The organism is uncultured Arthrobacter sp., from assembly GCF_947493765.1.
Classification (GTDB): Bacteria; Actinomycetota; Actinomycetes; order Actinomycetales; family Micrococcaceae; genus Arthrobacter_D.
This window is the reverse complement of record NZ_CANLSZ010000004.1, coordinates 14469-39428: the sequence shown is the minus strand read 5'-3', so window position 1 is coordinate 39428 and position 24960 is coordinate 14469. Positions and strand designations below refer to the sequence as shown.

Annotated in this window: 26 protein-coding genes and 1 pseudogene; 15 read left to right on the top strand and 12 right to left on the bottom strand. The window is 68.1% G+C overall.

The features are described from left to right. Positions 1–25 precede the first annotated feature (25 nt). Positions 26–1318, top strand: a complete 1293-nt coding sequence (locus Q0747_RS07345) for an MFS transporter (protein WP_298253151.1) — start codon at positions 26–28, stop codon at positions 1316–1318. Positions 1319–1419: 101 nt separating this feature from the next. Here the strand turns inward: Q0747_RS07345 and Q0747_RS07340 are convergent, their stop codons facing one another. Then, entirely contained in the window at positions 1420–1881 is a 462-nt protein-coding gene (locus Q0747_RS07340; protein WP_298253149.1) for a DUF1844 domain-containing protein, read from the bottom strand. A 293-nt stretch (positions 1882–2174) separates the two neighbouring features. Between Q0747_RS07340 and infC the strand changes: the two genes are divergently transcribed. From infC to Q0747_RS07320, 4 genes are all read left to right on the top strand, one after another. Next, on the top strand, positions 2175–3389 hold the full coding sequence (gene infC / locus Q0747_RS07335; protein ID WP_298253733.1) for a translation initiation factor IF-3: 1215 nt from the start codon (positions 2175–2177) through the stop codon (positions 3387–3389). 104 nt (positions 3390–3493) lie between these two features. After that, positions 3494–3688, top strand: a complete 195-nt coding sequence (rpmI, locus tag Q0747_RS07330) for a 50S ribosomal protein L35 (protein ID WP_298253147.1) — start codon at positions 3494–3496, stop codon at positions 3686–3688. 94 nt (positions 3689–3782) lie between these two features. Then, positions 3783–4172 (top strand): 50S ribosomal protein L20, encoded by a 390-nt coding sequence (gene rplT, locus Q0747_RS07325; RefSeq protein ID WP_148600922.1) that lies wholly within the window; start codon positions 3783–3785, stop codon positions 4170–4172. A 44-nt stretch (positions 4173–4216) separates the two neighbouring features. Beyond that, positions 4217–5164, top strand: a complete 948-nt coding sequence (locus Q0747_RS07320) for an RNA methyltransferase (RefSeq protein WP_298253143.1) — start codon at positions 4217–4219, stop codon at positions 5162–5164. Here the strand turns inward: Q0747_RS07320 and Q0747_RS07315 are convergent. Then, positions 5131–6360 carry an MFS transporter gene (locus Q0747_RS07315; protein ID WP_298253141.1) on the bottom strand — a complete coding sequence of 410 codons (1230 nt, stop codon included), beginning with the start codon at positions 6358–6360 and terminating at the stop codon, positions 5131–5133. The two genes, Q0747_RS07320 and Q0747_RS07315, sit on opposite strands and share 34 nt — an antisense overlap. A 158-nt stretch (positions 6361–6518) precedes the next feature. Between Q0747_RS07315 and Q0747_RS07310 the strand changes: the two genes are divergently transcribed. Then, the gene (locus tag Q0747_RS07310; RefSeq protein WP_298253139.1) at positions 6519–6998 is read left to right on the top strand and encodes a (deoxy)nucleoside triphosphate pyrophosphohydrolase; all 480 of its coding nucleotides are present in this window, start codon (positions 6519–6521) and stop codon (positions 6996–6998) included. On the opposite strand, the gene Q0747_RS07305 is transcribed toward Q0747_RS07310, so the two are convergent. Then, the gene (locus Q0747_RS07305; RefSeq protein ID WP_298253137.1) at positions 6980–8044 is read right to left on the bottom strand and encodes an Rv2578c family radical SAM protein; all 1065 of its coding nucleotides are present in this window, start codon (positions 8042–8044) and stop codon (positions 6980–6982) included. The two genes, Q0747_RS07310 and Q0747_RS07305, sit on opposite strands and share 19 nt — an antisense overlap. A 65-nt stretch (positions 8045–8109) precedes the next feature. Here Q0747_RS07305 and pcp point away from each other — a divergent pair, with 65 nt between their 5' ends. Continuing rightward, entirely contained in the window at positions 8110–8748 is a 639-nt protein-coding gene (gene pcp / locus Q0747_RS07300; RefSeq protein ID WP_298253135.1) for a pyroglutamyl-peptidase I, read from the top strand. On the opposite strand, the gene Q0747_RS07295 is transcribed toward pcp, so the two are convergent. Then, positions 8726–9202, bottom strand: coding sequence for a DUF4157 domain-containing protein (locus Q0747_RS07295; protein WP_298253133.1), 477 nt, complete (start codon positions 9200–9202; stop codon positions 8726–8728). The two genes, pcp and Q0747_RS07295, sit on opposite strands and share 23 nt — an antisense overlap. A gap of 203 nt (positions 9203–9405) precedes the next feature. Here Q0747_RS07295 and pheS point away from each other — a divergent pair, with 203 nt between their 5' ends. Then, complete coding sequence (pheS, locus tag Q0747_RS07290; RefSeq protein ID WP_298253131.1) at positions 9406–10488, top strand: phenylalanine--tRNA ligase subunit alpha; 1083 nt, start codon at positions 9406–9408, stop codon at positions 10486–10488. Continuing rightward, complete coding sequence (gene pheT, locus Q0747_RS07285) at positions 10489–13032, top strand: phenylalanine--tRNA ligase subunit beta (protein WP_298253130.1); 2544 nt, start codon at positions 10489–10491, stop codon at positions 13030–13032. It abuts the gene before it with no gap. A 64-nt stretch (positions 13033–13096) separates the two neighbouring features. On the opposite strand, the gene Q0747_RS07280 is transcribed toward pheT, so the two are convergent. Together Q0747_RS07280 and Q0747_RS07275 are read right to left on the bottom strand one after the other, a co-directional pair. After that, positions 13097–14062, bottom strand: coding sequence for a quinone oxidoreductase (locus Q0747_RS07280; protein ID WP_298253128.1), 966 nt, complete (start codon positions 14060–14062; stop codon positions 13097–13099). A 73-nt stretch (positions 14063–14135) separates the two neighbouring features. Next, complete coding sequence (locus tag Q0747_RS07275) at positions 14136–14573, bottom strand: group III truncated hemoglobin (protein WP_298253125.1); 438 nt, start codon at positions 14571–14573, stop codon at positions 14136–14138. Positions 14574–15065: 492 nt separating this feature from the next. Here Q0747_RS07275 and Q0747_RS07270 point away from each other — a divergent pair, with 492 nt between their 5' ends. The 3 genes from Q0747_RS07270 to Q0747_RS07260 are packed head-to-tail and all read left to right on the top strand — an operon-like array spanning position 15066 to position 16713. Next, positions 15066–15575 carry a DUF421 domain-containing protein gene (locus tag Q0747_RS07270; protein ID WP_298253123.1) on the top strand — a complete coding sequence of 170 codons (510 nt, stop codon included), beginning with the start codon at positions 15066–15068 and terminating at the stop codon, positions 15573–15575. A 17-nt stretch (positions 15576–15592) separates the two neighbouring features. Beyond that, the gene (locus tag Q0747_RS07265) at positions 15593–16177 is read left to right on the top strand and encodes a DUF5946 family protein (RefSeq protein ID WP_298253731.1); all 585 of its coding nucleotides are present in this window, start codon (positions 15593–15595) and stop codon (positions 16175–16177) included. A gap of 20 nt (positions 16178–16197) precedes the next feature. Beyond that, entirely contained in the window at positions 16198–16713 is a 516-nt protein-coding gene (locus Q0747_RS07260; protein ID WP_298253121.1) for a DUF5946 family protein, read from the top strand. A 304-nt stretch (positions 16714–17017) separates the two neighbouring features. On the opposite strand, the gene Q0747_RS07255 is transcribed toward Q0747_RS07260, so the two are convergent. From Q0747_RS07255 to Q0747_RS07230, 6 genes and pseudogenes are all read right to left on the bottom strand, one after another. Continuing rightward, complete coding sequence (locus Q0747_RS07255; RefSeq protein WP_298253119.1) at positions 17018–17824, bottom strand: endo alpha-1,4 polygalactosaminidase; 807 nt, start codon at positions 17822–17824, stop codon at positions 17018–17020. Next, positions 17821–18474, bottom strand: a complete 654-nt coding sequence (locus tag Q0747_RS07250) for a spherulation-specific family 4 protein (protein WP_298253729.1) — start codon at positions 18472–18474, stop codon at positions 17821–17823. The genes Q0747_RS07255 and Q0747_RS07250 overlap by 4 nt, the downstream gene beginning before the upstream one ends. Positions 18475–18503: 29 nt before the next feature. After that, positions 18504–19832 carry a hypothetical protein gene (locus Q0747_RS07245; protein ID WP_298253117.1) on the bottom strand — a complete coding sequence of 443 codons (1329 nt, stop codon included), beginning with the start codon at positions 19830–19832 and terminating at the stop codon, positions 18504–18506. Beyond that, positions 19829–21352, bottom strand: a complete 1524-nt coding sequence (pelF, locus tag Q0747_RS07240) for a GT4 family glycosyltransferase PelF (RefSeq protein WP_298253116.1) — start codon at positions 21350–21352, stop codon at positions 19829–19831. The genes Q0747_RS07245 and pelF overlap by 4 nt, the downstream gene beginning before the upstream one ends. Before the next feature lie 120 nt (positions 21353–21472). Continuing rightward, positions 21473–21898, bottom strand: a complete 426-nt coding sequence (locus tag Q0747_RS07235) for a transposase (RefSeq protein ID WP_298253114.1) — start codon at positions 21896–21898, stop codon at positions 21473–21475. A gap of 75 nt (positions 21899–21973) precedes the next feature. Beyond that, positions 21974–22840 (bottom strand): annotated as a pseudogene (locus Q0747_RS07230) (IS3 family transposase). A gap of 103 nt (positions 22841–22943) precedes the next feature. Here Q0747_RS07230 and Q0747_RS07225 point away from each other — a divergent pair. The 3 genes from Q0747_RS07225 (at position 22944) to Q0747_RS07215 (ending at position 24882) form a co-directional block, all read left to right on the top strand. Beyond that, positions 22944–23201, top strand: a complete 258-nt coding sequence (locus Q0747_RS07225; RefSeq protein WP_298253112.1) for a hypothetical protein — start codon at positions 22944–22946, stop codon at positions 23199–23201. Positions 23202–23290: 89 nt separating this feature from the next. Next, positions 23291–23986, top strand: coding sequence for a M48 family metalloprotease (locus tag Q0747_RS07220; protein WP_298253110.1), 696 nt, complete (start codon positions 23291–23293; stop codon positions 23984–23986). 224 nt (positions 23987–24210) lie between these two features. After that, positions 24211–24882 (top strand): TetR/AcrR family transcriptional regulator, encoded by a 672-nt coding sequence (locus Q0747_RS07215; RefSeq protein WP_298253108.1) that lies wholly within the window; start codon positions 24211–24213, stop codon positions 24880–24882. Positions 24883–24960 lie beyond the last annotated feature (78 nt).

Below are 24960 nucleotides of genomic sequence, written 5' to 3'. Positions count from 1 at the left end.
ATCCGTCGGCACAGAAAGACTGGCCGTGAACTTCGCCGTATACCGGGACCTGCTCCGCATCCGCGCCGTCAGGACCCTCCTGCTGGTCGGCATGATCGCCCGCTTCCCGCACTCCGCCGCAGGCGTGCTCCTCACGCTGCACGTGGTCCAGACCCTCGACCGCGGGTACGCCGAGGCCGGTGCCGTCGCGGCGATCGTCACCATCGGCATCGCGGTCGGAGCGCCGTGGCGCGGGCGGCGGATCGACACCGTGGGCCTGCGCCGGGCGCTCGTCCCCTCCATCGTCGCGGAAGCGCTCATCTGGTCGATCGCCCCGCACCTGCCGTACCGGTGGCTCCTGGTCGCCGCGCTCGTGGGCGGACTGTTCACGCTGCCGGCCTTCTCCGTGATCCGGCAGGCGCTGGGCGTGCTCGTGGACGGCGACCGACGGCGCACGGCCTTCACCCTCGACGCCATCTCCACCGAGGTCATCTTCATGGCGGGACCGGCGGTGGGCATCGTGCTGGCGACCCAGGTCTCCACTGTCCTCGGCCTGACGCTGGTGGGACTGGCGACGGCCTCGGCGGGGCTCTTCCTCCTGTGGTTCAATCCGCCCACCCGCTCGGACCAGCTGCCCGACGCCGCCCTGCTGTCCGCGGCAGCGCCCGCCGACGTCTCGGAGGCAGCCGCCGATCTCATCGGCCTGCCGACCGACGTCCCTCCGCTCCGGGCGCGCAGTTCGCTGCTGCGCCGCGGGGTCAGGAGGGCGCTGCCGTGGCTGACCGTACCGCTGGTGATGGTCATGGTGATCGCGGTGGGAGCCGGCCTCGTCCTCTCGGGGTCCGAGGTGGGCATGGTCGCCGCGCTCGAGCTCTCGGGCGCCGAGGGCCGGCTCGGCATCGTCTTCGCCGCGTGGTGCGCAGCCTCCGTGGCGGGCGGGCTGATCTACGGCGCGCTGCACCGCCCCGTCCCGCCCGCACTGCTCCTGCTGGGCATGGCACTGCTGAGTCTTCCCCTGGGCTTCGCCGGCAGCACCCTGTCGCTGGCGCTGCTCTCCATCCCCGCGGGCCTGCTCGTTGCCCCCGTGCTCTCGGCCGCATCGGAGAAGGTGGCCGATCTCGTGGCCGAGGACCGCAGGGGCGAGGCGATGGGCTGGTACGGCTCCGCACTGACGTCCGGGGTGGCGCTCGGCGCTCCGGTGGCGGGAGTGCTCATCGACGCCGTCGGGCCCTGGGCCGGTTTCACCGCCGTGGCCGCGGTGGCTGCCGTGATCGCCCTGGTCGGTCTCGTCGTCCGTGACCGGCAACCGCGGCGGGTGCCCACCCGCGCGTCGGCCTGAGGTCGCGCCCCGGCCGGAGCTGAGGTCGCGCCCCGGCCGGAGCTGGGGAGCAGACCGTTGGGGAGCAGACCGTTGGGGAGCAGGCCGCTGGGGAGTGAGGCTCAGTTGACGGGGCCGGTGTACTTCTCGCCGGGGCCCTTCCCGGGGGGATCGGGGATGATGGACGCCTCGCGGAACGCCAGCTGCAGCGACCTCAGGCCGTCGCGCAGCGGACCGGCATGCTGGGAGCCGATCTCCGGGGCGGCGGCCGTCACGAAACCGGCGAGTGCGGTGATCAGCTTCCGCGCCTCGTCGAGGTCCTTGAGCTGCTCGGCGTCGTCCTCCTGGGCCAGGCCGCACTTCACCGCCGCCGCGCTCATCAGATGGACGGCGGAGGTGACGATCACCTCGACGGCTGCCACCTCGGAGATGTCCCGCATCTGCCGGCGGACGCCCTGCTCCACGTCGTCCGCGGTGTCCGGGGTTCCTGCCGCCCGCTCCTGCTCCTCGGCGAAGCTGCGCCGTGATGCTTCCGGCGCATCGTCATCGGGGGAGTGCTGCGGATTGTCGTGTGGCATGTTCATACTGGTAAGCTTGGCATAGACCAACCGGTCACGATTACTCGTCGTGCTCCTGCGAGGGAGCCGCGAGGTGCCGGTCTGCAAGCGGAGTCCTCTCCCACCCGCGTTTGCCTGGTGCAGCCCCACGGCCGCATTGCAGGCAGCCGGGTCACCTGGTCGGACCTGTTGAGCGGTCGGGAGTGGGAACTCCCGCTGGCCACCCAGGACCGGATCCCGAGGCCTCCGATTGCGCATGCGATGGGAGGCCTTCTTTCGTCCGCAGGCGGTGTCCGCTCGGAAATCCACAGGAGTCACACATTAGCGAGCCAAGAATCAACGATCGTATCCGCGTCCCCGAGGTGCGGCTGGTCGGACCTGCCGGCGAACAGGTGGGTATCGTCCGCATCGAGGACGCTCTCCGCCTTGCCGCCGAATCCGATCTGGATCTGGTCGAGGTAGCACCGCAGGCGAAGCCTCCGGTGGCGAAGCTCATGGATTTTGGCAAGTACAAGTACGAGGCGGCCGTGAAGGCCCGCGAGGCGCGGAAGAACCAGACCAACACGGTGCTGAAGGAGATCCGCTTCCGGCTCAAGATCGACACGCACGACTACGAGACGAAGCGCGGGCATGCTCTGCGCTTCCTCGGGGCCGGCGACAAGGTCAAGGCCATGATCCAGTTCCGCGGACGTGAGCAGCAGCGACCGGAGATGGGCATCCGCCTCCTGCAGAAGTTCGCCGAGGACGTCTCCGAGGTAGGGGTCATCGAGTCCACCCCGCGCATCGACGGCCGCAACATGGTCATGGTCATCGGGCCCACCAAGAACAAGGCCGAGGCGAAGGCCGAGGCGCGGCGTGCAACACAGCGGGCCGACGCGAAGGCCGCCAACGAGGCTGCCAAGAGCGGCGGTGAGCCGCCCCGCGTGCAGACGTCGGGGTCGGGCAACGCTCCCATGACGCAGTCCCTGGCGGACCTGCTGCCCGAGGGCTACTCGATCACCTCCGAGCCGGAGGCGCCCGCGAAGGACGCTCCCGCGGAGGGGGCAGCGGCAGCCGGCTCCACGGAGAACACCTCCACGGAGACGACGCCGGAGGCCGCGACCTCAGCCACGGCACCTGCAGCGCCGGCGAAGGACGCCGGGACCACCTCGAACGCAGCTCCGGCGGCACCGCAGGCAGCGCCGACCCGTGCGGCCTCGGCTCCCAGGACATCTGAATCCAGGACATCGGCACCCAGGGCGTCTGAATCCAGGACATCCGCACCCCGGACGTCTGAACCCCGGTCATCGGCACCTCGGGCTGCAGCACCGCGTCCGGCGGCGGAACGCCCCGCCGCGAGCCGTTCGGCAGCGCCGAAGTCCGAGGCACCTGCCGCGGGCGACGCCGTCGCACCTTCCAAGCCCGCAGGGACCGGCAAGCCCACGCCCATGCCGAAGCCGGGTGCACCGAAGCCGTCGGCCACCCCGAAGCCGGCAGGACGCGCCACGCCGCCAAGGAGCCCGTCCGGCGGATCGAAGCCCGACAGCACGGACTAGGGCAGCAGCCCTGGTCCGAGGGACCAGTCCACATACCAACCAGGCACCCCGGGGTGCCGACGTCCGGGTGCATCCGCCCGGCTAGCAGAAGGAGATCGGTTCCCATGCCGAAGATGAAGACCCACAGCGGCGCCAAGAAGCGCTTCAAGCTGACCGGTAGCGGCAAGCTCAAGCGCCAGCAGGCCAACCGCCGCCACTACCTCGAGCACAAGTCCTCGAAGGTGACGCGCCGGCTCGCGAGCGACCAGATCGTCTCGAAGGCCGACACCAAGGTCATCAAGAAGATGCTCGGCGTCTGACCACCCACCTACCCACCCCTCGGGAAAGCGCCTGCGCGCACTGCGCAGCGCTGCGGCTGAGGCCGTGACCGACAAGAATTGAAGGAGTACACACGTGGCACGTGTGAAGCGGGCAGTCAATGCCCACAAGAAGCGCCGGGTCGTCCTCGAGCGCGCCAAGGGTTACCGCGGGCAGCGTTCGCGCCTCTACCGCAAGGCCAAGGAGCAGCTGCTCCACTCGTTCGTCTACAGCTACGGTGACCGCCGCAAGCGCAAGGGTGACTTCCGTCGCCTCTGGATCCAGCGCATCAACGCGGCATCCCGCGCGAACGGCCTCACCTACAACCGCCTCATCCAGGGGCTGAAGGCCGCGGAGATCCAGGTGGACCGCCGCATGCTCGCCGATCTCGCCGTCACCGACGGTCCCGCGTTCGCGGCCCTGGTGGAGCTCGCCCGGACCGCCCTGCCGGCCGACACGTCGGCACCCGTCAAGGCCTCGGCCTAGGCACAGCAGCGAAGGTCGGCCCAGCGGCCGACCCGCTGTCCACGATGACCGTGAACGGACGCCCCCAGGCGCCACTGATGACCAACACCCAGGCCGACCGGGTGAAGGAGGTGGCACGCCTGGCCGGGCGTCCTTCGCGGTTGAGGCGCCGTGAGTTCCTGGCCGAGGGCCCGCAGGCCGCCCGCGAGGCCGTCAGGCTCCATCTCGACAGACGCGACGCCGGCGCCGACGGCGTCGTCGTGGACGTCTTCGCCACGGGCGAGGCCCTGGCTCGCCACGACGACCTCGCGGCCCTGCTCGCGGAGCCGGAGGCCCCCCGGCTCCGGATGGTCACCCAGGACGTCCTGGCCGCGATGTCGTCCACCGTGACACCGCAGGGCTTCATCGCCGTGTGCCGGTTCGTGGACACGCCCCTTGACGAGGTCCTCGCCTCGCGACCGCGGCTCGTCGCCGTCCTGGTCGGCGTGCGGGACCCCGGGAACGCGGGGACGATCATCCGCGCCGCCGACGCCGCAGGTGCCGACGCCGTGGTCCTCACGGGGTCCAGCGTGGATCCCTACAACCCGAAGACCGTCCGCTCCACGGTGGGCTCGCTGTTCCACCTGCCCCTCGTCAACGGTGCCCAGCTCGAGGGCCTCACCGACCGGCTGCATGGTGCGGGCCTGACGGTCCTCGCCGCCGACGGCTACGGGACCACCGATCTGGATGCGCTGCAGGACGCCAGTGCGTCGCGCCGCACCGGGGTGACGCCGGAGGGCACTGCCCTGCGGCCCGACTCGGAATTTGCCCCGCCGACGGGGCACACCGTGCGGCTGGAGGATCCGGCGGCCTGGCTGTTCGGCAACGAGGCGCAGGGGCTCGACGACACGCTCGGCGAGGAGGCCGACGCCCGCGTCGCCGTGCCCATCTACGGCAGCGCCGAATCACTCAACGTGGGCACGGCCGCGACGGTCTGCCTCTATGCCTCGGCACGCGCCCAGCGCGAACCCTGAACCGGCCTGCGGTCCAGGCGCCCACTGACGAGGGCGACGCCGAGTCCGAGGACGGCCAGTCCCGCGCCCACGAGCGCGGGGGAGGTGAATCCCCAGCCGGCGGTGATCACGGCGCCGCCCACCGCCGCTCCCAGGGCGTTGGCGACATTGAGCGCCGAGTGGTTCATCGACGAGGCCAGCGACGGCGCCCCCGGGCTGACGTCCAGGAGCCGCGCCTGCAGCGGCGGGATGAGCGTGGACCCACTGGCCCCGACGAGGAAGACGAAGAGGCACGCCGACCACGGGGCGGTCGCCGCGAGCGGGAAGACCAGGAGCACCACCGTGATGGTCCCCATGATCCCATAGATGCTCCCCATGACCGAGCGGTCGGCGAGCCTGCCGCCCAGGATGTTCCCCACCACCATCCCCACGCCGTAGAGGGCCACGACGAGCGGCAGCAGGGACACCTCGAGTCCGGCCACCTCGGTCATGATCGGTGAGATGAAGGAGTAGACGGCGAAGAAGCCGCCGAAACCCACGATCCCGATGAGCAGTGTCAGCCAGAGCTGCGGCCGGCGGAGCACGCTCAGCTCCGCCCGGATGCTCGCGCCCGGCCGTACGGGCACGTTCGGCACGAAGACCCGGATGAGCACCACGGTCACACCACCGATCAGGCCCACCAGCAGGAACATGGAGCGCCAGCCGAACTGCTGGCCCAGCCAGGTGGCGAACGGCACGCCCACCACGTTCGCGATGCTCAGGCCGAGCATCACCATCGCGATGGCGCGTCCGCGCCGGGCAGGATCCGCCAGGGTCGCGGCGATGACGGCCGCGACACCGAAGTACGCGCCGTGGGGGAGCCCGGACAGGAAGCGCGAGGCGAGCATCCAGCCGAACCCTGCGGCGAAGAAGGACGACAGGTTCGCCAGCGCGATGACCAGCATGAGGGCGATCGCCACGGCCCGCTGGGGCTTCTTCGCCCCGATGGTCGCCAGGACGGGAGCGCCGATCACCACGCCGAGCGCATAGGAGGAGACCACATGGCCGCCCTGCGCGTAGTCGATGCCGAGATCCGCGCGCATCTCCTCGAGCAGTCCCATGATGGTGAACTCGGTGGTCCCGATCGCGAAGCCACCCGCGGCCAGCGCCGCGATCGCGAGGGCGAGCCGCCGACCGGCCAGGCGCTGACTGGGGAGCGGGGGAGCAGAAGTGGTCATGGTGTCCTAGCGGCAGGGATCGTCGAGGAGGTGGGTCGGCCGCCGAGCACGCCCGGGTGGGCGGAGGAGAGGGGGCGACGCGGACGTCGTCGTCCTGAGCAACACTAGCCGTCAGCACCCTCGGGTGATCATCGGCCCGCCCTCGCTAGACTCGATCGGTGACCACCCCAGTCCCAGGACCGCTCCTCCAGATCGTCGGAGCGGCCGTCGTCGACTCCCTTGAGCTGCCCACGCGTCTCCTCGTGGCCCGGCGCTCGTCCCCGCCCCAGCTCGCCGGTCTCTGGGAGTTCCCGGGCGGGAAGGTCGAGGCGGGCGAGAGCTGCGAGGAGGCTCTGCACCGCGAGCTCGACGAGGAACTGGGCATCGCCGTCCGGCTCGGCAGGGAGATCGAGGGGCCGGGCGAGCAGGGGTGGCCGCTGAACGGGAGGGCCGCGATGCGCGTGTGGTTCGCCGAGGTGACCGACGGCCGGCCCGCGGCGCTGCAGGACCACGACGAGCTGCGGTGGGTGGGCCTGACCGAGGGCACCGCGGTGGAGGATCTCCCCTGGATCCCCGCCGACAGGCCCATCCTCACCGCGCTCCGTGCGCTGCTTCCCGGCCCGGACGCAGCGCTGCCTGATCAGAAGAGAGAAGCCTGAGCCGGTGCGACCGGCACGCCCGCGGGGAGCACGGAGGTCCCGGCTGCCTTCGCCCCGCCCGGGACGGGCGACAGGTTGCGGAAGAAGCCGGCACCGGCGGACAGGCCGTGCCTCGCCCGGAAGATCCTGATCCTCCCGGTGAGCCAGTCCCGGTACTCCTGGGACGCGTAGCTGCCCCCGCTGTACAGCTGCTCGTACTTGGGCACGAGGAGCGGGTAGTGACGCGCGAGCCACTGCATGAACCACTCCCGTGAGCCGGGGCGCAGGTGGAGGGGACCTGCGCTCACGCCGGTGGCGCCCGCCGCGACGAGCGCACCGAACAACCGGTCGAGGCTCTCGTCGCCGTCGGTCAGCCAGGGGAGAATCGGCATGGCCATGACGTTGCACGGCAGACCTGCCTCGCGCAGTCGGGAGATCAGGCCGAGCCGCGCTTTCGGGGAGGGCGTCCCGGGCTCGATCGCCTCGGCGAGGGCCGGGTCCACGAGGGCCAGGGAGATGCCCATGCCGACGCTCACAGATCGCGACGCCTCGCTGAGCAGGGGGATGTCGCGGGCCAGCAGGGTGCCCTTCGTCAGGATGGAGAACGGGGTACCCGACTCGGCGAGTGCCGTGATGATGCCCGGCATGAGCCGGTACCGGCCCTCGGCGCGCTGGTAGGGGTCGGTGTTCGTGCCGAGGGCCACGTGCTCGTGCTTCCAGGACGGGCGGGCCAGTTCGCGCCTGAGCACCTCCGCGGCGTTGATCTTCACCACGAGCTGGGCGTCGAAGTCGAGCCCGGTGTCGAGATCGAGATAGGTGTGCGTCTTGCGGGCGAAGCAGTACACGCAGGCGTGGGAGCACCCCCGGAAGGGGTTGATGGTCCAGGAGAAGGGCATGGACGACGTGGGCGGTACCCGGTTCAGCACCGACTTCGCGGCGACCTCGTGGAAGGTGATCCCGCCGAACTCCGGGGTCCGCACGGAGCGGACGAGACCGGCCAGGGGCAGCAGCGCGGGCGAGGCGGCTGCGTCGCCGTCGTCCGAAATCTGCTGCTCCTGCCACCGCATGAAACTATTAGAACACGTGTTCTAGTGTGCTGTCAGGATCTGTCCGCCTGTCCTAGGCTGGGCGGATGATCCTGCTGACCGGCTTCGAACCCTTCGGCGGAGAGGCCACCAATCCGTCCTGGCTCGCAGCGCGCCAGGCCTCCGAGCTCCTGCGGGCGCAGGGGCACGAGGCCGTCGCGACCGAGATCCCGTGCGTCTTCGGAGCCGGTCTCGACGTGCTGGACGCCGCCCTCGCCGAACACCGTCCCGACACGGTCCTCTGCGTGGGGCAGGCGGGCGGCCGGGACCGCATCTCGCTGGAGCGCGTGGCGATCAACGTGGACGATGCGCGGATCCCGGACAACGCCGGCCGGCAGCCCATCGACGATCCCGTGGTGGACGGCGGGCCGGCCGCGTACTTCTCCACGCTGCCCATCAAGGCCTGTGCGCAGGCGCTGCACGCCCTCGACATCCCGGCCGAGGTGTCCCAGACAGCGGGAACCTACGTCTGCAACCATCTCTTCTACGGGCTCATGCACCGCCTCGCGGACCGCCCCGAGGTGAGGGGCGGGTTCATCCACGTGCCGTACTCCCTCGAGCAGGGGCGGGCGAACGGTCAGCCGGGCCTGTCGATCGACGCCATGGCGGCCGGGCTCGTGGCCATCGCGACGACGACGGCGAGCACCACGCGTGACCTCCGCGTCACCGCCGGCGCGGAGCACTGACGGGGGACCTCCGTCCGCGCAGGACAGGTAGCGCCGCGCTGAGGGGCCGCGCCGGACGCTCCATGTAGCCGCCGTCGGCCAGTCCCGCGCGGCGCTCGAACGCATTGCGCGACGCCGGGTCGCCCGTGCGCAGCACTGAGTAGCCGGCCGCCAGCAGATAGGCGGGAAGGAACGGCAGGCCCAGGCAGGCGGCGTACTGGTGTGTGTGGCGCGCCTCGTGCTCGAGCAGCCGGGTGAAGCCGGCGTGTGCCCGCCGCGGAACGCTGCCGCGGAGCAGCACCACGCTGCCGATCGTGAACGCCCGGGCTTTGGGCAATCTCCGGCGATACCCCTCGGCCAGCAGCAGGCCGTGCGGGCCGGAGGAGATCCGGCAGCCGGACAGCCGGGCCACCGCCAGGCCGACGGGCGTGGACAGATTGACCCAGTTGAGGAGGGGAACGAACCGTCGCTGCATGCGCTCATCCTAGTGACGCTCCGGGCGCGCCCTGGAGGGACCCGCCCCACGGTTGCGGCGCCGTCGACCCGGTCGCCTAGACTTGACACGCCGGAGCGGCCCCGCCGTGGACCGGTTCCTTCCCGTTTTCCTGTTCCCGTCGGCAGTGGCTCCCGCAGTGGAGCCATCGCGGCCTTCCCGAGAGTGCAAGGTATCCCACCTCCATGACCGAAACCCCAGAGAACCCCGGGCACACCGGCCCCGAGGCGTCGGTTCCCGATCCGCTGGATCCGGCGTCCGTCACGGGCGCCGTCGACACCGCGCTGGCCGCCATCGCCGCCGCGGCAGACCTGGACGGGCTCAAGGCGGTCCGGATCGCGCACACCGGCGAGAAGTCGCCCCTGAGTCTGGCGAACCGGGGGATCGGGGCGCTGCCGAAGGAGCAGAAGTCGGCGGCGGGCAAGAACATCGGCCCGGCACGTGGCCGGATCAACCAGGCGCTCACCACCCGGACCGCGGAGCTCGAGGCCGAGCGCGACGCGCGGATCCTCGTCGAGGAGGCCGTCGACGTGACGGCAGCCCCCCGCCGTCGGCGGCACGGGGCGCGCCATCCACTCTCCACGCTGCAGGAGCGGGTCAGCGACGTCTTCGTCAGCATGGGCTGGGAGATCGCCGAGGGGCCCGAGCTCGAATCGGAGTGGCTGAACTTCGACGCCCTGAACTTCAAGCCGGACCACCCGGCACGCGAGATGCAGGACACCTTCTTCGTGGAGCCCCTCGACGCGCACCTCGTGCTGCGCACGCACACCTCGCCCGTGCAGATCCGGTCGATGCTCGAGCGTGAGCTGCCCATCTACGTGCTGTGTCCGGGCAAGGTGTTCCGCACCGACGAGCTCGACGCCACGCACACCCCGGTCTTCCACCAGTTCGAGGGCCTCGCGATCGACAAGGGCCTCACCATGGCCGATCTCGTGGGAACGCTTGAGTACTTCACGCAGCAACTCTTCGGCGACGAGGCCAAGGTACGGCTGCGCCCCAACTTCTTCCCCTTCACCGAGCCGAGCGCCGAGCTCGACATCTGGCACCCGGGCGCCAAGGGCGGCGCGCGCTGGATCGAGTGGGGCGGCTGCGGCATGGTCAACCCGAACGTGCTGCGGGCCACCGGCATCGACCCGGAGGTCTACTCCGGTTTCGCCTTCGGGATGGGGATCGAGCGGGCGCTCATGTTCCGCAACGACGTCGTCGACATGCACGACATGATCGAGGGCGACGTCCGTTTCAGCGACCACTTCGGGATGGAGATCTAGATGAGAATCCCACTGTCCTGGCTGCGCGAGTACGCAGCCGTGCCCGCGGACGCTACCGCGGAAGACGTGATGGCCGAGCTCGTGAAGGTGGGCCTCGAGGAGGAGGACGTCCACCGGCCCACCGACGAGCTCAGCGGACCCGTCGTCGTCGGCCAGGTGCTCAGCAGGATCGCGGAGCCCCAGACCAACGGCAAGACCATCAACTGGTGCCAGGTCCGCGTGGTGCCCGAGGGTGAGGAGCAGACCCTCACGGGCGAGGGCATCGACCCCTCGGGCGTGCAGGGCGTCGTCTGCGGCGCGCACAACTTCGAGGAGGGCGACAAGGTGGTGGTGACGCTGCCCGGCGCCGTCCTGCCCGGTGACTTCCGCATCAGCCCCCGCAAGACCTACGGCCACGTCTCGGCCGGCATGATCGCATCGGTGAAGGAGCTCGGCATCGGGGAGGACCACGACGGCATCCTCGTGCTCTCCACGCTCGGGCTGGACCCCGAGGTGGGTGAGGACGCCATGGAGCTCCTCGGCCTGTACGACGAGGCCGCCGAGATCAATGTGACACCGGATCGCGGCTACTGCTTCTCCATCCGCGGGGTGGCGCGCGAGTACGCCCACGCCACCGGGACGGCCTTTACCGACCCGGCCGACGCCGTCGTCGTGCCCGCCGCCGCGGGTGAGGGGTACCCGGTGCGCCTCGCCGACGAGGCTCCCATCTACGGCGTGGACGGCTGCGACCGGTTCGTGGCCCGCACCGTGCGCGGCGTCGACCCTACCCGCCCCACCCCGCCGTGGATGTCCGCGCGCCTGCGCCTGGCCGGCATCCGGTCCATCTCGCTCGTGGTGGACATCTCCAACTACGTGATGCTCGAGCTCGGTCAGCCCCTGCACTTCTACGACCGCGACACGCTCTCCGGTGAGATCGAGGTGCGCCGCGCCGCCGAGGGTGAGACGCTGCGGACCCTCGACGACAGGGAGCGCGCGCTCGACGTCGGGGACCTGCTCATCACCGACGCCTCCGGGCCCATCGGCATCGCCGGTGTCATGGGCGGTGCGTCCACCGAGGTCTCGGACAGGACCGCCGACATCGTCATCGAGTCCGCCCACTTCGACCCCGTGAGCATCGGCCGCTCCCGGCGCCGTCACAAACTGCCGTCGGAAGCCTCGAGGCGCTTCGAGCGCGATGTCGACTGGCAGATCGCCGACGTCGCAGCCCAGCGCGCCGTCGATCTCCTCCTCGAGCTCGCCGGCGGCACGGCCGACGACGCCGTGACCGACGTCGGGCAGGCGCCGGAGCCGCGCGTCATCGAGCTGGCCGCCGACTTCCCGGCGCGCCTGATCGGCCGCGAGTTCACCGGGGACCAGATCACCGGCACGCTCACCGATCTCGGTGCCGTGGTGGAGCCCGTCGACGGCGGCTGGCGCGTCACGGCGCCGAGCTGGCGCTCGGACCTGGAGACGCGCGAGGACCTCACCGAGGAGATCATCCGCCTCGTGGGGTACAGCACCATCCCGTCCACGCTTCCCGTGGCGCCTCCCGGCCGTGGTCTGACGCGTGTGCAGCAGCAGCGCCGGCGCCTCCTGAACGCCCTCGCGGCGGCGGGGCTCACCGAGGTGCTGTCCTACCCGTTCGTCAGCGAGCAGGCCAACACGCTCTTCGGCACGTCCGAGGAGGGCGCAGCCGCACCGGCGGTCCGGCTCGCCAATCCGCTCAGTGCGGAGCGCGCGTACCTGCGCCGGTCCGTCCTGCCCGGCCTCATCGAGGTGGCCAAGCGGAACCACTCGCGGGGCTTCCGCGATCTCGCCCTGTTCGAGTCCGGGTCCGTCTTCCTGCCGGGTGAGCAGATGGGCACGCCGACCATCCCGCCGCTGGGCATCAAGCCCGACGACGACGTCCTCGACGCCCTGTACGAGGGGATCCCGCACCAGCCGCAGGTCATCGCCGGGCTGTTCACGGGCCTCGAGGTGCCGCCGTCCGCCGGAGTGGAGGCGCGGGCCTGGGACTGGGCCGACGCCGTCGACGTCGTGCAGCTCATGGGAAGCGTGACCGGCGTGGACGTGGTGGTGCGGCAGGGGACTCACCAGGCGTTCCACCCCGGACGGACCGCGGAGTTCGTGCTGCGCAGCGGTGAGGTGCTCGGTCACGCCGGGGAACTGCACCCGAAGGTCAGCGCATCCCACGATCTGCCGGCCCGGACGGTGGCGTTCGAGATCGACGTCGACCGCCTGTTCGACGCTGCTGCCGACATCATCGTGGCGCGCTCGCTGTCCACGTATCCGACGGCGACGCAGGACGTGGCGCTCGTGGTGGACTCCGCCGTCGTCGCCGGCGACGTGCTGGAGACCCTGCGGGAGGGTGCGGGCGATCTGCTCGAGGACGTCAGCCTGTTCGACGTCTACACCGGCCCCGGTATCGCCGAGGGCAGCACCTCGCTCGCCTTCGCCCTGCGCTTCCGGGCGCCCGACCGGACGCTGACGGCCGAGGAGGCCAGCGCTGCACGCGATGCCGCGGTGGCGCTCGCGGGTGAGCGGTTCGGGGCCGTCCAGCGCTGACGCAGCACCGTTAAATCACCGCCCGGACCCGGGGTTGCCCCCGGGTCCGGGCAATGTTCGCGTTCTAGGGGACCAGCAGAACCTTGCCCGTGGTCTTCCGGCCCTCGAGATCCTCGTGCGCCTGGGCTGCGTCGCCCAGCGCGTAGCGGGCTCCGATCCGCACGTCGAGCTTCCCGGCCAGGACGGCGTCGAAGAGTTCGGAGGACCGCCAGCGGCGCTCCTCGGGGGTGCGCACGTAGTGCACGATCGACGGGCGCGTGAGGTAGAGCCCGCCGCTGCTGTTCAGCAGCTGCGGATCGACCGGCGGCACGGGACCGGAGGCCCCACCGAAGAGCACCATGGTGCCCCGGATCCGCAGCGAGCGCAGCGACTCGTCGAAGGTCGCCCTGCCCACGCCGTCGTACACCACGTCCACGCCCACGCCGTCGGTCAGCGACGTGACGGCATCCGCGAAGCCCTCGTAGCCGAGCACCTCGTCGGCGCCGGCTCCGCGGGCCAGGTCCTCCTTCTCGGGGGTGGACACGGTGGTGAACACGCGGGCGCCCTTGGCCTTGAGGAGCTGGATGATGAGCAGCCCCACGCCGCCGGCGCCGGCGTGGACGAGCACCGTATGGTCCGGCTGCACCTCGAAGGTCGAGTTGATGAGGTAGTGCGCGGTCATGCCCTGGAGGGGCAGTGCCGCCGCGGTCTCGAGGTCGACGCCGTCGGGCACGGGCAGGGCGCGGTCGGCGTCGATGAGTGCATACTCGGCGTAGGTTCCCTTGCCCTCGGCGAAGGCCACGCGGTCTCCCGCGCTGTAGTCGGTGACGCCCTCACCGACGGCTTCGACGGTCCCGGCGGCCTCGGCTCCCGGGGTGAACGGGTGCTCCACGGGGTACACGCCGCTGCGCTGGTAGGTCTCGATGAAGTTGACTCCGGCGGCGGCGACCTTCACGAGGAGCTGGCCGGGACCCGGTTCCGGCCGGTCGGCGGAGGCGAGGGTGAGAACCTCGGGTCCGCCGGACTGCTGGACGACGATTGCTGAGGACATGATGAGTGTTCCTTTCCGTGGCGTCCCTCCATGCTAGGGCCGGTGCTTCGCCGCTGGCCCCGATCGGCTCGGGTCACCCCTCCGGTGCCGGAGGCTCCCCGATACTGATCGTCTCCATCGCGCTGCCGGAGCGGCCCTGCAACCGCCGACGCATGGACAGGGCGATACGGGAGGCCTGCACCTTGGCCAGCTCGGCCTTCGGCCCGGCGTAGTACTCGTCGAGCGTCGCCGACCACAGTGTCAGCCAGCGCTCGAAGTGCGCGGCTGTCAGCGGGATCTGCCGGTGAAGGTTCAGATGCGGTTCGAGGGCATTACGACGGTAGAGCCCGGCCTTGAACAGCACGGTCTCCCAGAAGTCGCAGATGATCGGCAGGTGCGCCTGGAGATCCATCCGGGCCACGTCCACGAAGATCGGCCCCAGCAGCTCGTCGGCGAAGGCGCGCCGGTAGAACGCGGTGAGGAGGGTCTCGACGTCGTCGCGGTCCTGCAGGTCAGCTCGAATGGTAGCCACGCACTCATTCTACGTTTCGTAGAAAAGCTGTAGATCCGCAGCATGACCGGCATTGATTCTGAGCGCCTCCGATGGACAGGCTCGAGTGCGTTCCGCGTGATCGTCGACGCCGGTGGAGCGTTGCTTGTGGTCGCCCTCGCGTTGCTGATCAGGACCGTGCGGGGGAAGGGCAGGGGCCCGCGTGGGCGCTGTGGACCTACCGGATCCTGCTCGTCGTGATCCTCACGAGCATCCCCATCGGACTGACGCTGGCCCACCTGCGTGCACCGTAGGTCCGCAGTATGCCGGATGCCGGCGGGCCGGCATATGCTCCGCGTCATTCGTCCTCCTGCCAAGGATGCGTGCACCCGGCGCAGTCGACGACGCCCCTGTACGGCGGCGTCGTCGATCCTCGGCTGCGATTCGGGACGGGTCGATTAGGCTGAACCGCCTGAGGAAGGGGCGTTCATGTGGCACGAGATGGGACTGACATGGGCCGACGCCCTCCGGGTCGTGGTCTCCACCGTCGGTCTGTATCTGCTCATGCTGACCCTCATCAGGGCCATGGGGCAACGGACGATGGCGCGCCTGTCCAGTTTCGATCTCGCCGCAGCGGTGGCACTCGGAGCCGTGATCGGTCGCGCGATCCTCGGCTACACCCCGACGCTGGTGGCGGGCACTCTGGGGGTGGTCACCCTGCTGGTGCTGCAGGCAGTCACAGGGCAGGTGCGCCGCTTCCCGAGGGGACTGAATGCGGTCAGCAACAGGGCGTATGTGCTCATGGCAGGAGAGCGCATCGTGATGGCGAACCTGCGGCGCACCCATGTCGCCGAGCACGAGATCACCGCGCGATTGCGCCTGGCCGGCATCCGCAGTTGGTCGGAAGTGGCCTGTGTGATCCTGGAATCGACCGGAGAGATCAGCGTTCTACGGCGCGGCATGCCTATCGAGCGGGGCATGCTGGAAGATGTGGTGGGTGCAGACCTGGTTCCCGCAGCATTCCTCGCCGATCCGGAGAACTAGGGAGTTGGCCGGTGTCGATGCAGATGGACGGTGACGCCATGGAGCAGCAGGGTGCGGTGCCGAGCCAGGGCTCCCCGGTCCTGCCGTGCGCCGGATGCGGCGGCCTCGTCCCGGACGTTTCCGGGCCCGCCCATCCCTACATGCAGGCTTCGCCCGGCTGCTGGCAGATATACGGAGGTGTCGTGGCACGCTGGTACGCGGATCCTCTTGCGGGCCCGGCCCCGTGGCACCATGTCGACGCCTACGCCGTCCAGCACGCCGGAGGCGCCCAGCACGACCGACGCCAGCGCCAGTCCGTCGCCGTCCACCTCATCACGCTCTGCTCACTGCTCGAGTTCGGGCAGCGTCCCGAGGCGGCTGCGGCGCGCCGCGGGCGCACCAGCGACGTCGTCCTGCCGCGAGTCGGTCTGAGCGACTGGCCCTACCTGGAGCCGCCGCGCCGTCAGGGCCCGGTGACCATCGCTGATCTCGACGGTGTACGGACGACGGCGGAGCAGGAGTCGGTGGCTGCAGCCTGGTTCGAGTCGGCCTGGGCCGCCTGGGCCGAGCATCACGCGGTGGTGCGCACGTGGGTCCGGGTCCTGCAGGAGGTCCACCCCTGACCGGCGAGGGCGGTGACAACATGCTCGGCAGCACGTGCCCGGGCTGCGGTCTGACCGCCTTACGACCTGCAGGTCCTCCGCCGGCTCCCGCGCCGGAGCGCCACACTGCGTCCGACGCCTGCTGGTCCCTGTACGGAGAACTGCTGGCGCGGTCCTATGCCGACGCCGACTACCGCAGGGTGCACCAGCTCGTCGTCGATGCCTATACGGCCCAGCACGCGGGGCTGACCGGTCGTCGAGACGTGCAGCTGGTCGGCCTGTGCCTGATGACCCTGTGCCTGTTCGTCGAGGACGGTGTCGACCCGGCCGAGGGCCCGGCCCTGCACCAGCGGATGATGGCAACCCGCCCCGATTTCAGCTGGCTGGCGCCTCCGCACCGGTACGACCTGTTGACGGTGGCGGACGTGCTCACCGCGCAGGACGCAGCCCAGCACCAGCGGCTGGTCCGGGAGTGGGCCCGCCAGGTGTGGGAGGCATGGGCCGAGCACCACGCGACCATCCGCGCCTGGAACGCCTATGCGCTGGGCCTCGGCTGAACCTGAGGCCCAGCGGGCTCGTACCAGCTGTCCGCCTTCGTGTAGCAGGGGCTACGAAGTCGTTTCCACATGCCAGAATCGACATCATCAGGCAGCCATCAAGCCCCGATCACACCCACAAACCGGCTCTCCTTGACTGCGGCGGGGGTACTGAGCGACACGCCCGAGCACATAGGACCAGCCTCGAAGACACCGCAACCGCGGTACTGAATTGCACTCTCATCAACTAACGAAATCGGCGGACCTCATGCATCATCTATCGGACATAAGGAACTTGTAAAAGACCGAGCGACGGCAGAATTACTCAGCAGGGCTGCCTGGAGGCCGTGAGTTCCGCCGGTTTGAGCATTGAGGACAATCCGTAGCGTCTTGATTCGGCGCAGAAGTCGAGGGGCCCCTCGTACTCGACATGCAACACGGCCTTGCCCGCGTCGACGAAGGGCTCGTACTGGTCGCATTCGGCGTAGCGGATGCATTCCTCGTTGACGGCGAAGTCGAAGGTGTCAACGAGTTCGGGAATTTGGTCGACGTCGTTCTTCAACGCCACGGACAACCCCCGGGCATGCGCCAAATCAGCAACCGCCCGGTTGTAGGTGAGCTGGTCAGCGGCGGTCAGCGGAAAGCCGGTGTCGTTCACATAGCCGTCAACGTTGTCGGGCTCGACGGCGTCGAAGCCTTTGTCGGCGCAGATGTCCATACGGGCTGCCATGATCGGCAGCAGAACTTCCGTTCGGCGGATGTCGAGCCATCGTTCGTCCGCCCAACCGGACATGACCTCCCCCACCACCGAGGGCGGGAACGCGTCGGCGTCATCGCGATACTCCTCCACGGAACCCGCGGAGAGGTAACAGATGAGGTGCCGGCCATCGCGCTTCAGCTCGTCCGTTTCGGCGCTAGTCGTGGTTTCATAATCCAGATCGAAGAGGTCCGCGTCCACCTTCAAATCCAGGCCACCGCTGAGTTGCCACTGCCAGGTCGCGGACGGGGAGGGCGACCAGAGCGAGGCAGGGGGAGTTGCTGACGGAGGAGCACCGTTGCCCGCCGGAGCGCAGGCGACCAGTGCTATCAGGAGCGTTGATGCGAGCTCGGTCCGCCATCGCCGCGTCGTCACTGTTGTGCTGGTTGCAGCTCGAACCGGAGTTCGGCCGAGAGAACCCTTGGAAGCCCGAGCCAGGGGTTGGGCAGCGAGCGATCAGTTGCGAAGACGTGTCCGGCACCTCGTTCGATCGCACCGGAAGTGACGGCGTCGATCTGCTCGGGTTCGCAGCCGTAGACGAGATGCCACAGCCGGGACGGCGGAACATCTCGCGCCCAGTCCGGGTGTTCGAAGTCCGTATAGGTTGCGGCGGTGCCCTCGAAGACGCAGGTCACGTCGAGGAGGTCCAGATGTTCCGACGTGGGGAAGACGCCGGGGTTGGCTACAAGGAAGGAGACTCCCGCCTCCCGTGCCGCAGCAGCGTACTCGCCGCAGCGCGCCAGGCTCTGCGGCGAGGTAGGCAGCTCATCGAGCATGATTCCCGTCATCCCGTAGAACGTTCGCCAAGCTGCGATGTCGCGAGCTACCTCCGCCACGGACCGCTCGCCGTAGGAGACCGGAACATATCCCAGAAGCTGGATGTTCTGCAGTTCGGCCAACGCAGCTGGATAGTATGCGTCACCGTCCTGACCTGGCCCGTCGTGAACGTTCATGACGGCGAACGAGACCTCACGGCGCTGGTTTGCGAGCCACGCCCATTCCTGAGGCTCGGCTGCGGGATGCACGTACCAGGGAGGCGCAAGTTGGGCGGATCTCACGCGTACGCCCGCGGATCGGAGACCCTCGCCAGCAACATCACGATGCCCGCGACCAGGAAGACGACGGTCAGCAGTGCGCCGAGCGCATTCCCCAGGATGATCCACACCAGAGCAGCAAAGCACGCCGCACCGGCGAAGAGCACCGCGCCGCGCGGCATACCGAAGGCATTCAGCGTTGTCGACGTCGTCGCCAGGGAACTGAAGGCGGCGGCAACAAGCACGGTGGTGGTCCGCGTATCCTCTACCAGAAGCAGGACAACCAGCATGGACACTGCTGCGGACACGATCACGATGGCCCCCGACATCCCCAGCGTGAGGAACCAGGCGTTTGCTGCCGCGCGCCTGAGGAGCGGCGTGTGGGTGGAGGACCACACCAGCCGCTGACGCATGAGAACCAAGGCCGGATCGGTGGCAGCAGCGGCTACAACGGTGGCCACGATGAGCGCGGTTCCCTCCCAGTCGGGCAGTTGGGTCAATGCGGTTGCCAGGGCAGCAGCCAGGAAACCTGCCTGCGCCGCCGGCGCCACTGCCGTCTTCCAGTCCTTGCGATCAGGAACACGCCGTTCGTCGATGGTGCGCAGTACAGCGATAAGGGCAAGGGTGAAAGCCACGACCACCGTGCCGGCCACGAGAGTCACGTGTGTCACCGCATCATCACGGCCCAACACCAGTGCCAGCGTCATTGCCACGGCTGCGCTTGCGAGGACGATCAACAGGTACCAGGACCGTCCGAGGATCACGAGCATCGACACCACGCAGGAGTACAGGCACCATACGGTCGTGAGGGCGGCCGTGGTCGTGTCGTGACCGGGGAGCGCGAGGGAAACCGCCGTGTAACAGGCGAGGATCGACACGACGAAAACGGTGGCACCCGTGCCCCGTGCAATGCCGCGCTGGAGATTTCCGGCACCTGCGTGTGTCCAGACCATGCCCGACACAGCCTGGCCTATGACCCACGCACCAACACCGGCGATGAGAATGCTGCTGGTCTCCACGGCCAGACCGGTGGCTGTCAGGCCTCCGAGAATGGCGCCCAGGATCAGGACGATGCCGCGACGCGCGGCCCCGAGCAGGGCTTCGCGGCCCACCCAACTTCCCGGCACCTCCGGAGTCTCGGATAACTGGCGAACCCAGGGGAGGGACTGCGCGTAATCGAAGACGTCGTAGGCTCCGTATTGCCGACGCACGGTACGGTCGCTGACGCCGGAAGCTTCGAGACGGGCACTGACCTCGAAGGTGTCAACGGCATCGAGGGTCAGATGATCGTTACTGGAAGCCGCCGACGAGCCTCCTGAAGCCGGCAGGGAGACGCTGTCAGTGCTCATGCTGAGAGCTCCATGACAGGTTCATCGGCGTGTCTCGCCCCGATAGGAATAACTTCGGCGTCGGCGCTGCGTGCCTGCGAGAGCAACCGTCTGTCGTGAGTTGCCGTGTAGGCCGCGCGGTAACGGTCGAGGCACCGATCGAGCGTGAACTCGGAGAGAGCCCGCCGTCGAGCCGCGGCACCCATGAGGGCCCTCGACTCGTGATCGGTCAGCAGCTCGACACACGCATCGGCAAAGGCCTCAGGATCCTTCGCCGGAACCAGTCGGCCGGTTGTCTGCTGCTCGTCCAGGCATTCCGCCACACCCCCGACATCAGTGTTCACCGTGGCCCTCCCGCACATCATCGCCTCGATCAGGGTGAAGGGGAGCCCTTCGGACACACTGGACAGTGCAACCACATGCCCCGCTTCGATCGCGGGCCGGCTGCCCTTACTGGGCCCTTCCCAATGAACAGCACCGGACACACCGGTAGTGCTCGCCAATTCGACGAGGCGCTTTTTGTACGACGCGTTGGTGGTAGGCGTGGGACCGAAAAGGCGCAATTGTGCGTTCGGAATTCGGGCACGAACACTTGCAAAGGCAGTAATGAGAGTTTCCAGATCCTTGAGTGGATCGATACGGCCCACGAAACTGACGGTTGGCACATCCGGTTCAGATGTGACGGGAGTGAATTTCGCCGGGTCAACGCCATTGGGAATGGTGAAGATTCGGTCCGGGTCAGCACCGAGTTGTCGCTCCCAGCGGGCATTGAACTGATTCACGGGGAGAACCATGTGCGCTTGCGTATGGACCACCTGACACAGGCGTCGGAGGAATGCAGTCACCGCGCGACGCACCGGCCACGACACATTGGCCCCATGGAGCGCCAGGTATCGCTCGCGCAGATAGACACCGTGCTCCGTCAGGAGAATCGGGGTGCCGTACCGCCACGACTGAGCCAGTGCTAACAGGGCCGCGGAGCCGTTGCTGGTGGCATGGAGGACATCCACCTCCGCCATGCAATGGTCGACGACGGCCAAGGCACGATCGACGATGCTGGCGGCCAGCACCGCATCAGCAACGGACATGCGAGGCGCACCCGAACCATTGGTCTGACGCTCCCAGGCATTCAGGATGGGCGCCACGGATCCCCTGCTCGCCAGGATGCGAGCCAGACCTACCGCATCGCTGATGCCCACCAGATGCTGCAGGGCTTCCGACATGCGTGCCACAGGGTCCGAATCATCGGATCCCAGGGCGGCATCCCAGAGCTGAACGAGCGCCTGCTGCGTCGACTCGACCAAGCTCCGACGCCGTGACCCGGGACGCAAGGCGGCGACAGGAGGACCCCACACCGGGATCAAGCAAACCGAACGCACATTGTCAGGCATTTCCCACACGGACTGGTCGGCTCCGCTGCCGGTCAGCGCTACGATGTCAAATTGATGCTCCGACAGACCGCTCACGAGCTGATCGCACCAGGTGCTGACGCCGCCGGTCACCGCCGGGTACGTCCCCTCGGTAATGAGACCGATCTTCATGAGAACGCCCTCGCGGTTCGCCGTGACACCTTTCCGGCCACACAACCGTACGACGTTGTGAATTTCACCATCAGGACCCTCTTACTGGACTTGAACAACTGATTCCAGTTCAGGCGATGTTCATCCGACGATCACGAGTAACAGGTACCCGTTTAAACCCGGCTCTTGGATCGAAGTAGCGAGAGGACTACCTGCTTCTTCTATCGAGTACCTGCCTGTGGACGAAGATTTACTGGCTCTTCTTACGTGAGGTGGGGGTGGGTGGGTCCGCCGCCGATGAGGAGCATGCGTAGGCGGGACGTGTCGCTGTTCCTGAATCCTCGAGGGGACCCGGCGGTGGAGCTCGATGAGCCGCTTCACGGCTTCGGTGCCGCCGTTGTTGGACCGGTTGGTGTCGAAGTAAGCCAGGAGCGCGTTCGACCAGCGTTTGAGCGTGCGGCCGAGCCGGGCGATTTCAGGAACCGTACAGGTCGGAAGAGAGTCGAGGATTTTTCCGGCGATCGTGTGTCCCTCGACGGCGTTGGGGTGGCGGTAGGCTGCGCGCAACTGGTGAGCACATGACTAGGAGACATAGACGGACAGGTGTGGGCCCTCGTTGGGTCCCCGTTGGCAGTCCAGTGGCTATGCGATAGCTAGTTGGTTGTCTGCGGTCCAGCGTTTCCAGTATGTCGAGGGTGTCATGCCGTCGAGGGATCCGCGGGGCCGTTCATGATTGTAGACGTCTTTCCATTCCTGGCGAGGTAGCTGGCTTCGGCCATGGTGTCCAGGATTTCCCCGGTGAGTTGTTCTCTTCTGAATTGGGCGTTGAAGGACTCCGCGAACCCGTTCTGCCACGGTGAGCCGGGGTCGATGAACGCGGTCCCCACCCCGGCGGTGTTGCACCAGTCGGTCAGGGCAGCGGCTGTGAATTCGGGTCCGTTGTCCGAGCGCACGTAGGTCGGGGTAATCCCGGTTTCGGCGATGACGTCCTCCAATACGGCGACCACATCCGCTGCGGTGAATGACCTGCGCGGGCTGATCGCCAAAGCGGTACGCGTGTATTCGTCGAGACGAAAGAAGAACCGGATATGCCCGGCCGCAGGACGTCACAGCGGATTGGAAGTCGAAGCTGACCACGTGCATCGGGTACTGGGCCCGCAACCGCTTCTGCTCCCCGGCGCCGGGCCAGGTCGTGCGCTTCTTCCTCGCCTTGGGCTTACAGGTGAGCCCCTCGAGGCGCCAGAGCCGGCGGATCCGCTTCGTGTTCAACGCCACCCCGTCCCAGCGAGCCTGGGCCAGCAGATGCCAGCGCGCCTTTCGCCACCCCCACGCCGGATGCTTCACCTCCACCGCGCGAAGGTCGGGCCGCAGCTGGGCTTCCTCGAAGCTAGTCTCCGGGCGGCCCTTGCGCAGCGCTGACCCGTACTGGTTCACCCACCGGTACCACGTCGCCTCCGTGACCTGCTGCTCCTTGATGACCTCGATCATCGGGCGACCGTCGTTGAGCATCCTTGGTCCATAGTTCGCAACGGAAGGACATCGGATGGGTCCCGCCAGCGAGGGCTTCGACCCACGACAAAAGTCCCATGTTGTATTTCAATAACTGTCTTCGGTGGAGCGCGAGCTGTTGGACCTGCTGGCGATGTTTCCGGAATCGACGGAGCAACTCGAAATCATGCTGGTCGGAGAAGATCTGCACGTTTTATCCGGCTTTGGCCCCACCATACGAGATGGTCTGACCTCGATTCTGCTGAAACTGGAGAACCTTGGACTCATCGGACATGACGTGGTCGGAGGGGAGATTGATGACGATCCTCCTGTCTGGTGGTTGACGTCAGTCGGCCGCAGGTGCCGAGACACTGCAGAATAGGTTCAACTTCCCCACAAGGCCGTCGTCGCTCGACGGGCCCTCAACGACAGCAGCATTCTCTACAGGGCACTGAGTAGGATGGCGGCACGATGACGACGACGGACAATGAGCAGAGCAGCAGGGGAGAAGAGGGCCTGCATCGGGTCGCCCGCGCCCATATGGCAAGGGTGAGTACTGCAGCGGGTCTGCCGGAGCCGGCCGTGCTTCTTGTCCCGACCCTGGGATCCGGCTCGCCGGCGGCGAACGCCAAATTCACGACTCTCCGCGGAGTTCCCACGATCAAGATCACCGAGGCTGCTGTGCGTGATTTGCCGTCCAGCGCGCTCGAGTTCTTGCTCGCGCACGAGTTCTGGCACAGTGCGAACAACAGCTGGTGGAAGCGACGAGTCTGGCTGTACGTTCTGGGGATCGGTCTCGGAGTGATCCTGCTGCTCGGTGGGATCATCATGGGCGCGACCGCAGAGAGCTTCAACACCAGCCCAGCCGCCGGTTACATCACCTCGGGTTTCGGCGCAATCATCACGGTAAGAGGATTCTTCGGCTACTTCGCGGACAGCCGAGCCGAGGAGATACGCGCCGATCTCTTCGCCGCCCGCCACCACGGGCACCCAGAGGGCGCGGAGAGCCTCTTTGCAGCATGGGACGACGACAAGCCCGAGGATGAGCTGTCCAGCGCGGGCCGACGCTGGCGTCTCCTGGTACGAAATCACCCGTACCGGGCCACGAGACTCGATGCCATACGCACAGAACTTACCCATCGACACCTCGAGCGAGGCGTTCGCTGACGACGTCGCCCGGCTGGTGGTTCATGTGCCGACGGTGGACCGGCGACCGCCGTAGGGAAGATGCTCGGCGCAGTAGAGCTCGGTTGTCTCGCTAATCCGTGCGAGGTGCGGCTGAGTGACGGGAAACGAGCCACGCAGGACAGACCCAGACATTCGCGGAGTGCCCGCCGTTCCCGGCCCGGATCAGCCCCGCCCGATAGCAGGCCCTCACATAGGGTGGCTATATGAGGGCCCCCCGCAACTCGCTATCGCCTGAATTGATCGTGTCTGCTTCGCTGGAAGCCCTCGAACGCGACGGAGTCAAAGGGTTGAGCTTCCGCAAGCTGGGAGCTGCCCTCAACGTCGACCCGACTGCCCTGTATCGGCACTTCCGCAATAAGGATGAGCTCATCCTCGCCGTCACCGACAGCCTCATGGTTTCGGCGCTGGACGGCTTCGAACCCGACGATGACTGGCTCGGGACCATCCGCGACCTTATGCACCGGGGCCGCCGCGCCTATCTCTCCCACCCGCAGGCAGCGGTCCTCGGCGTCACACGCGTCACCCGCCGTCCCGGCGAGATCCGCATCGTGGAGGAAATCCTCGCAGCGCTGTCCCGAGGAGGCTTCGATCCGGAGGAGGCAGCGCGGCTCTACCGCGTGATCGACGACCTGAACCTGGCCTTCGCAGGGCTCGACGCCGCCTTCCGGATCCTTCCCAGCGAGGAACAGGCCAAGGACACCGCGGCGTGGAGCAATGAGTACGCGGCGCTCGACACCGAACAATTTCCTTTCATCGCGAAGGCGGCACCGATGTTGGCCACCATCCAGGAAGACCCCACCTACGAGCTGGCAGTGGACCTGCTGCTCGAGTCGGTAGCCCGACGAGCCGCTCCGGACGCCGAGGCCAAGAGGTAGCACGCAGATAGTCAACATCGTTGACTAAGCATGATCTGCAGCCTAGTGTGAGCCGCATGCTATGTGAGCTCTACCACA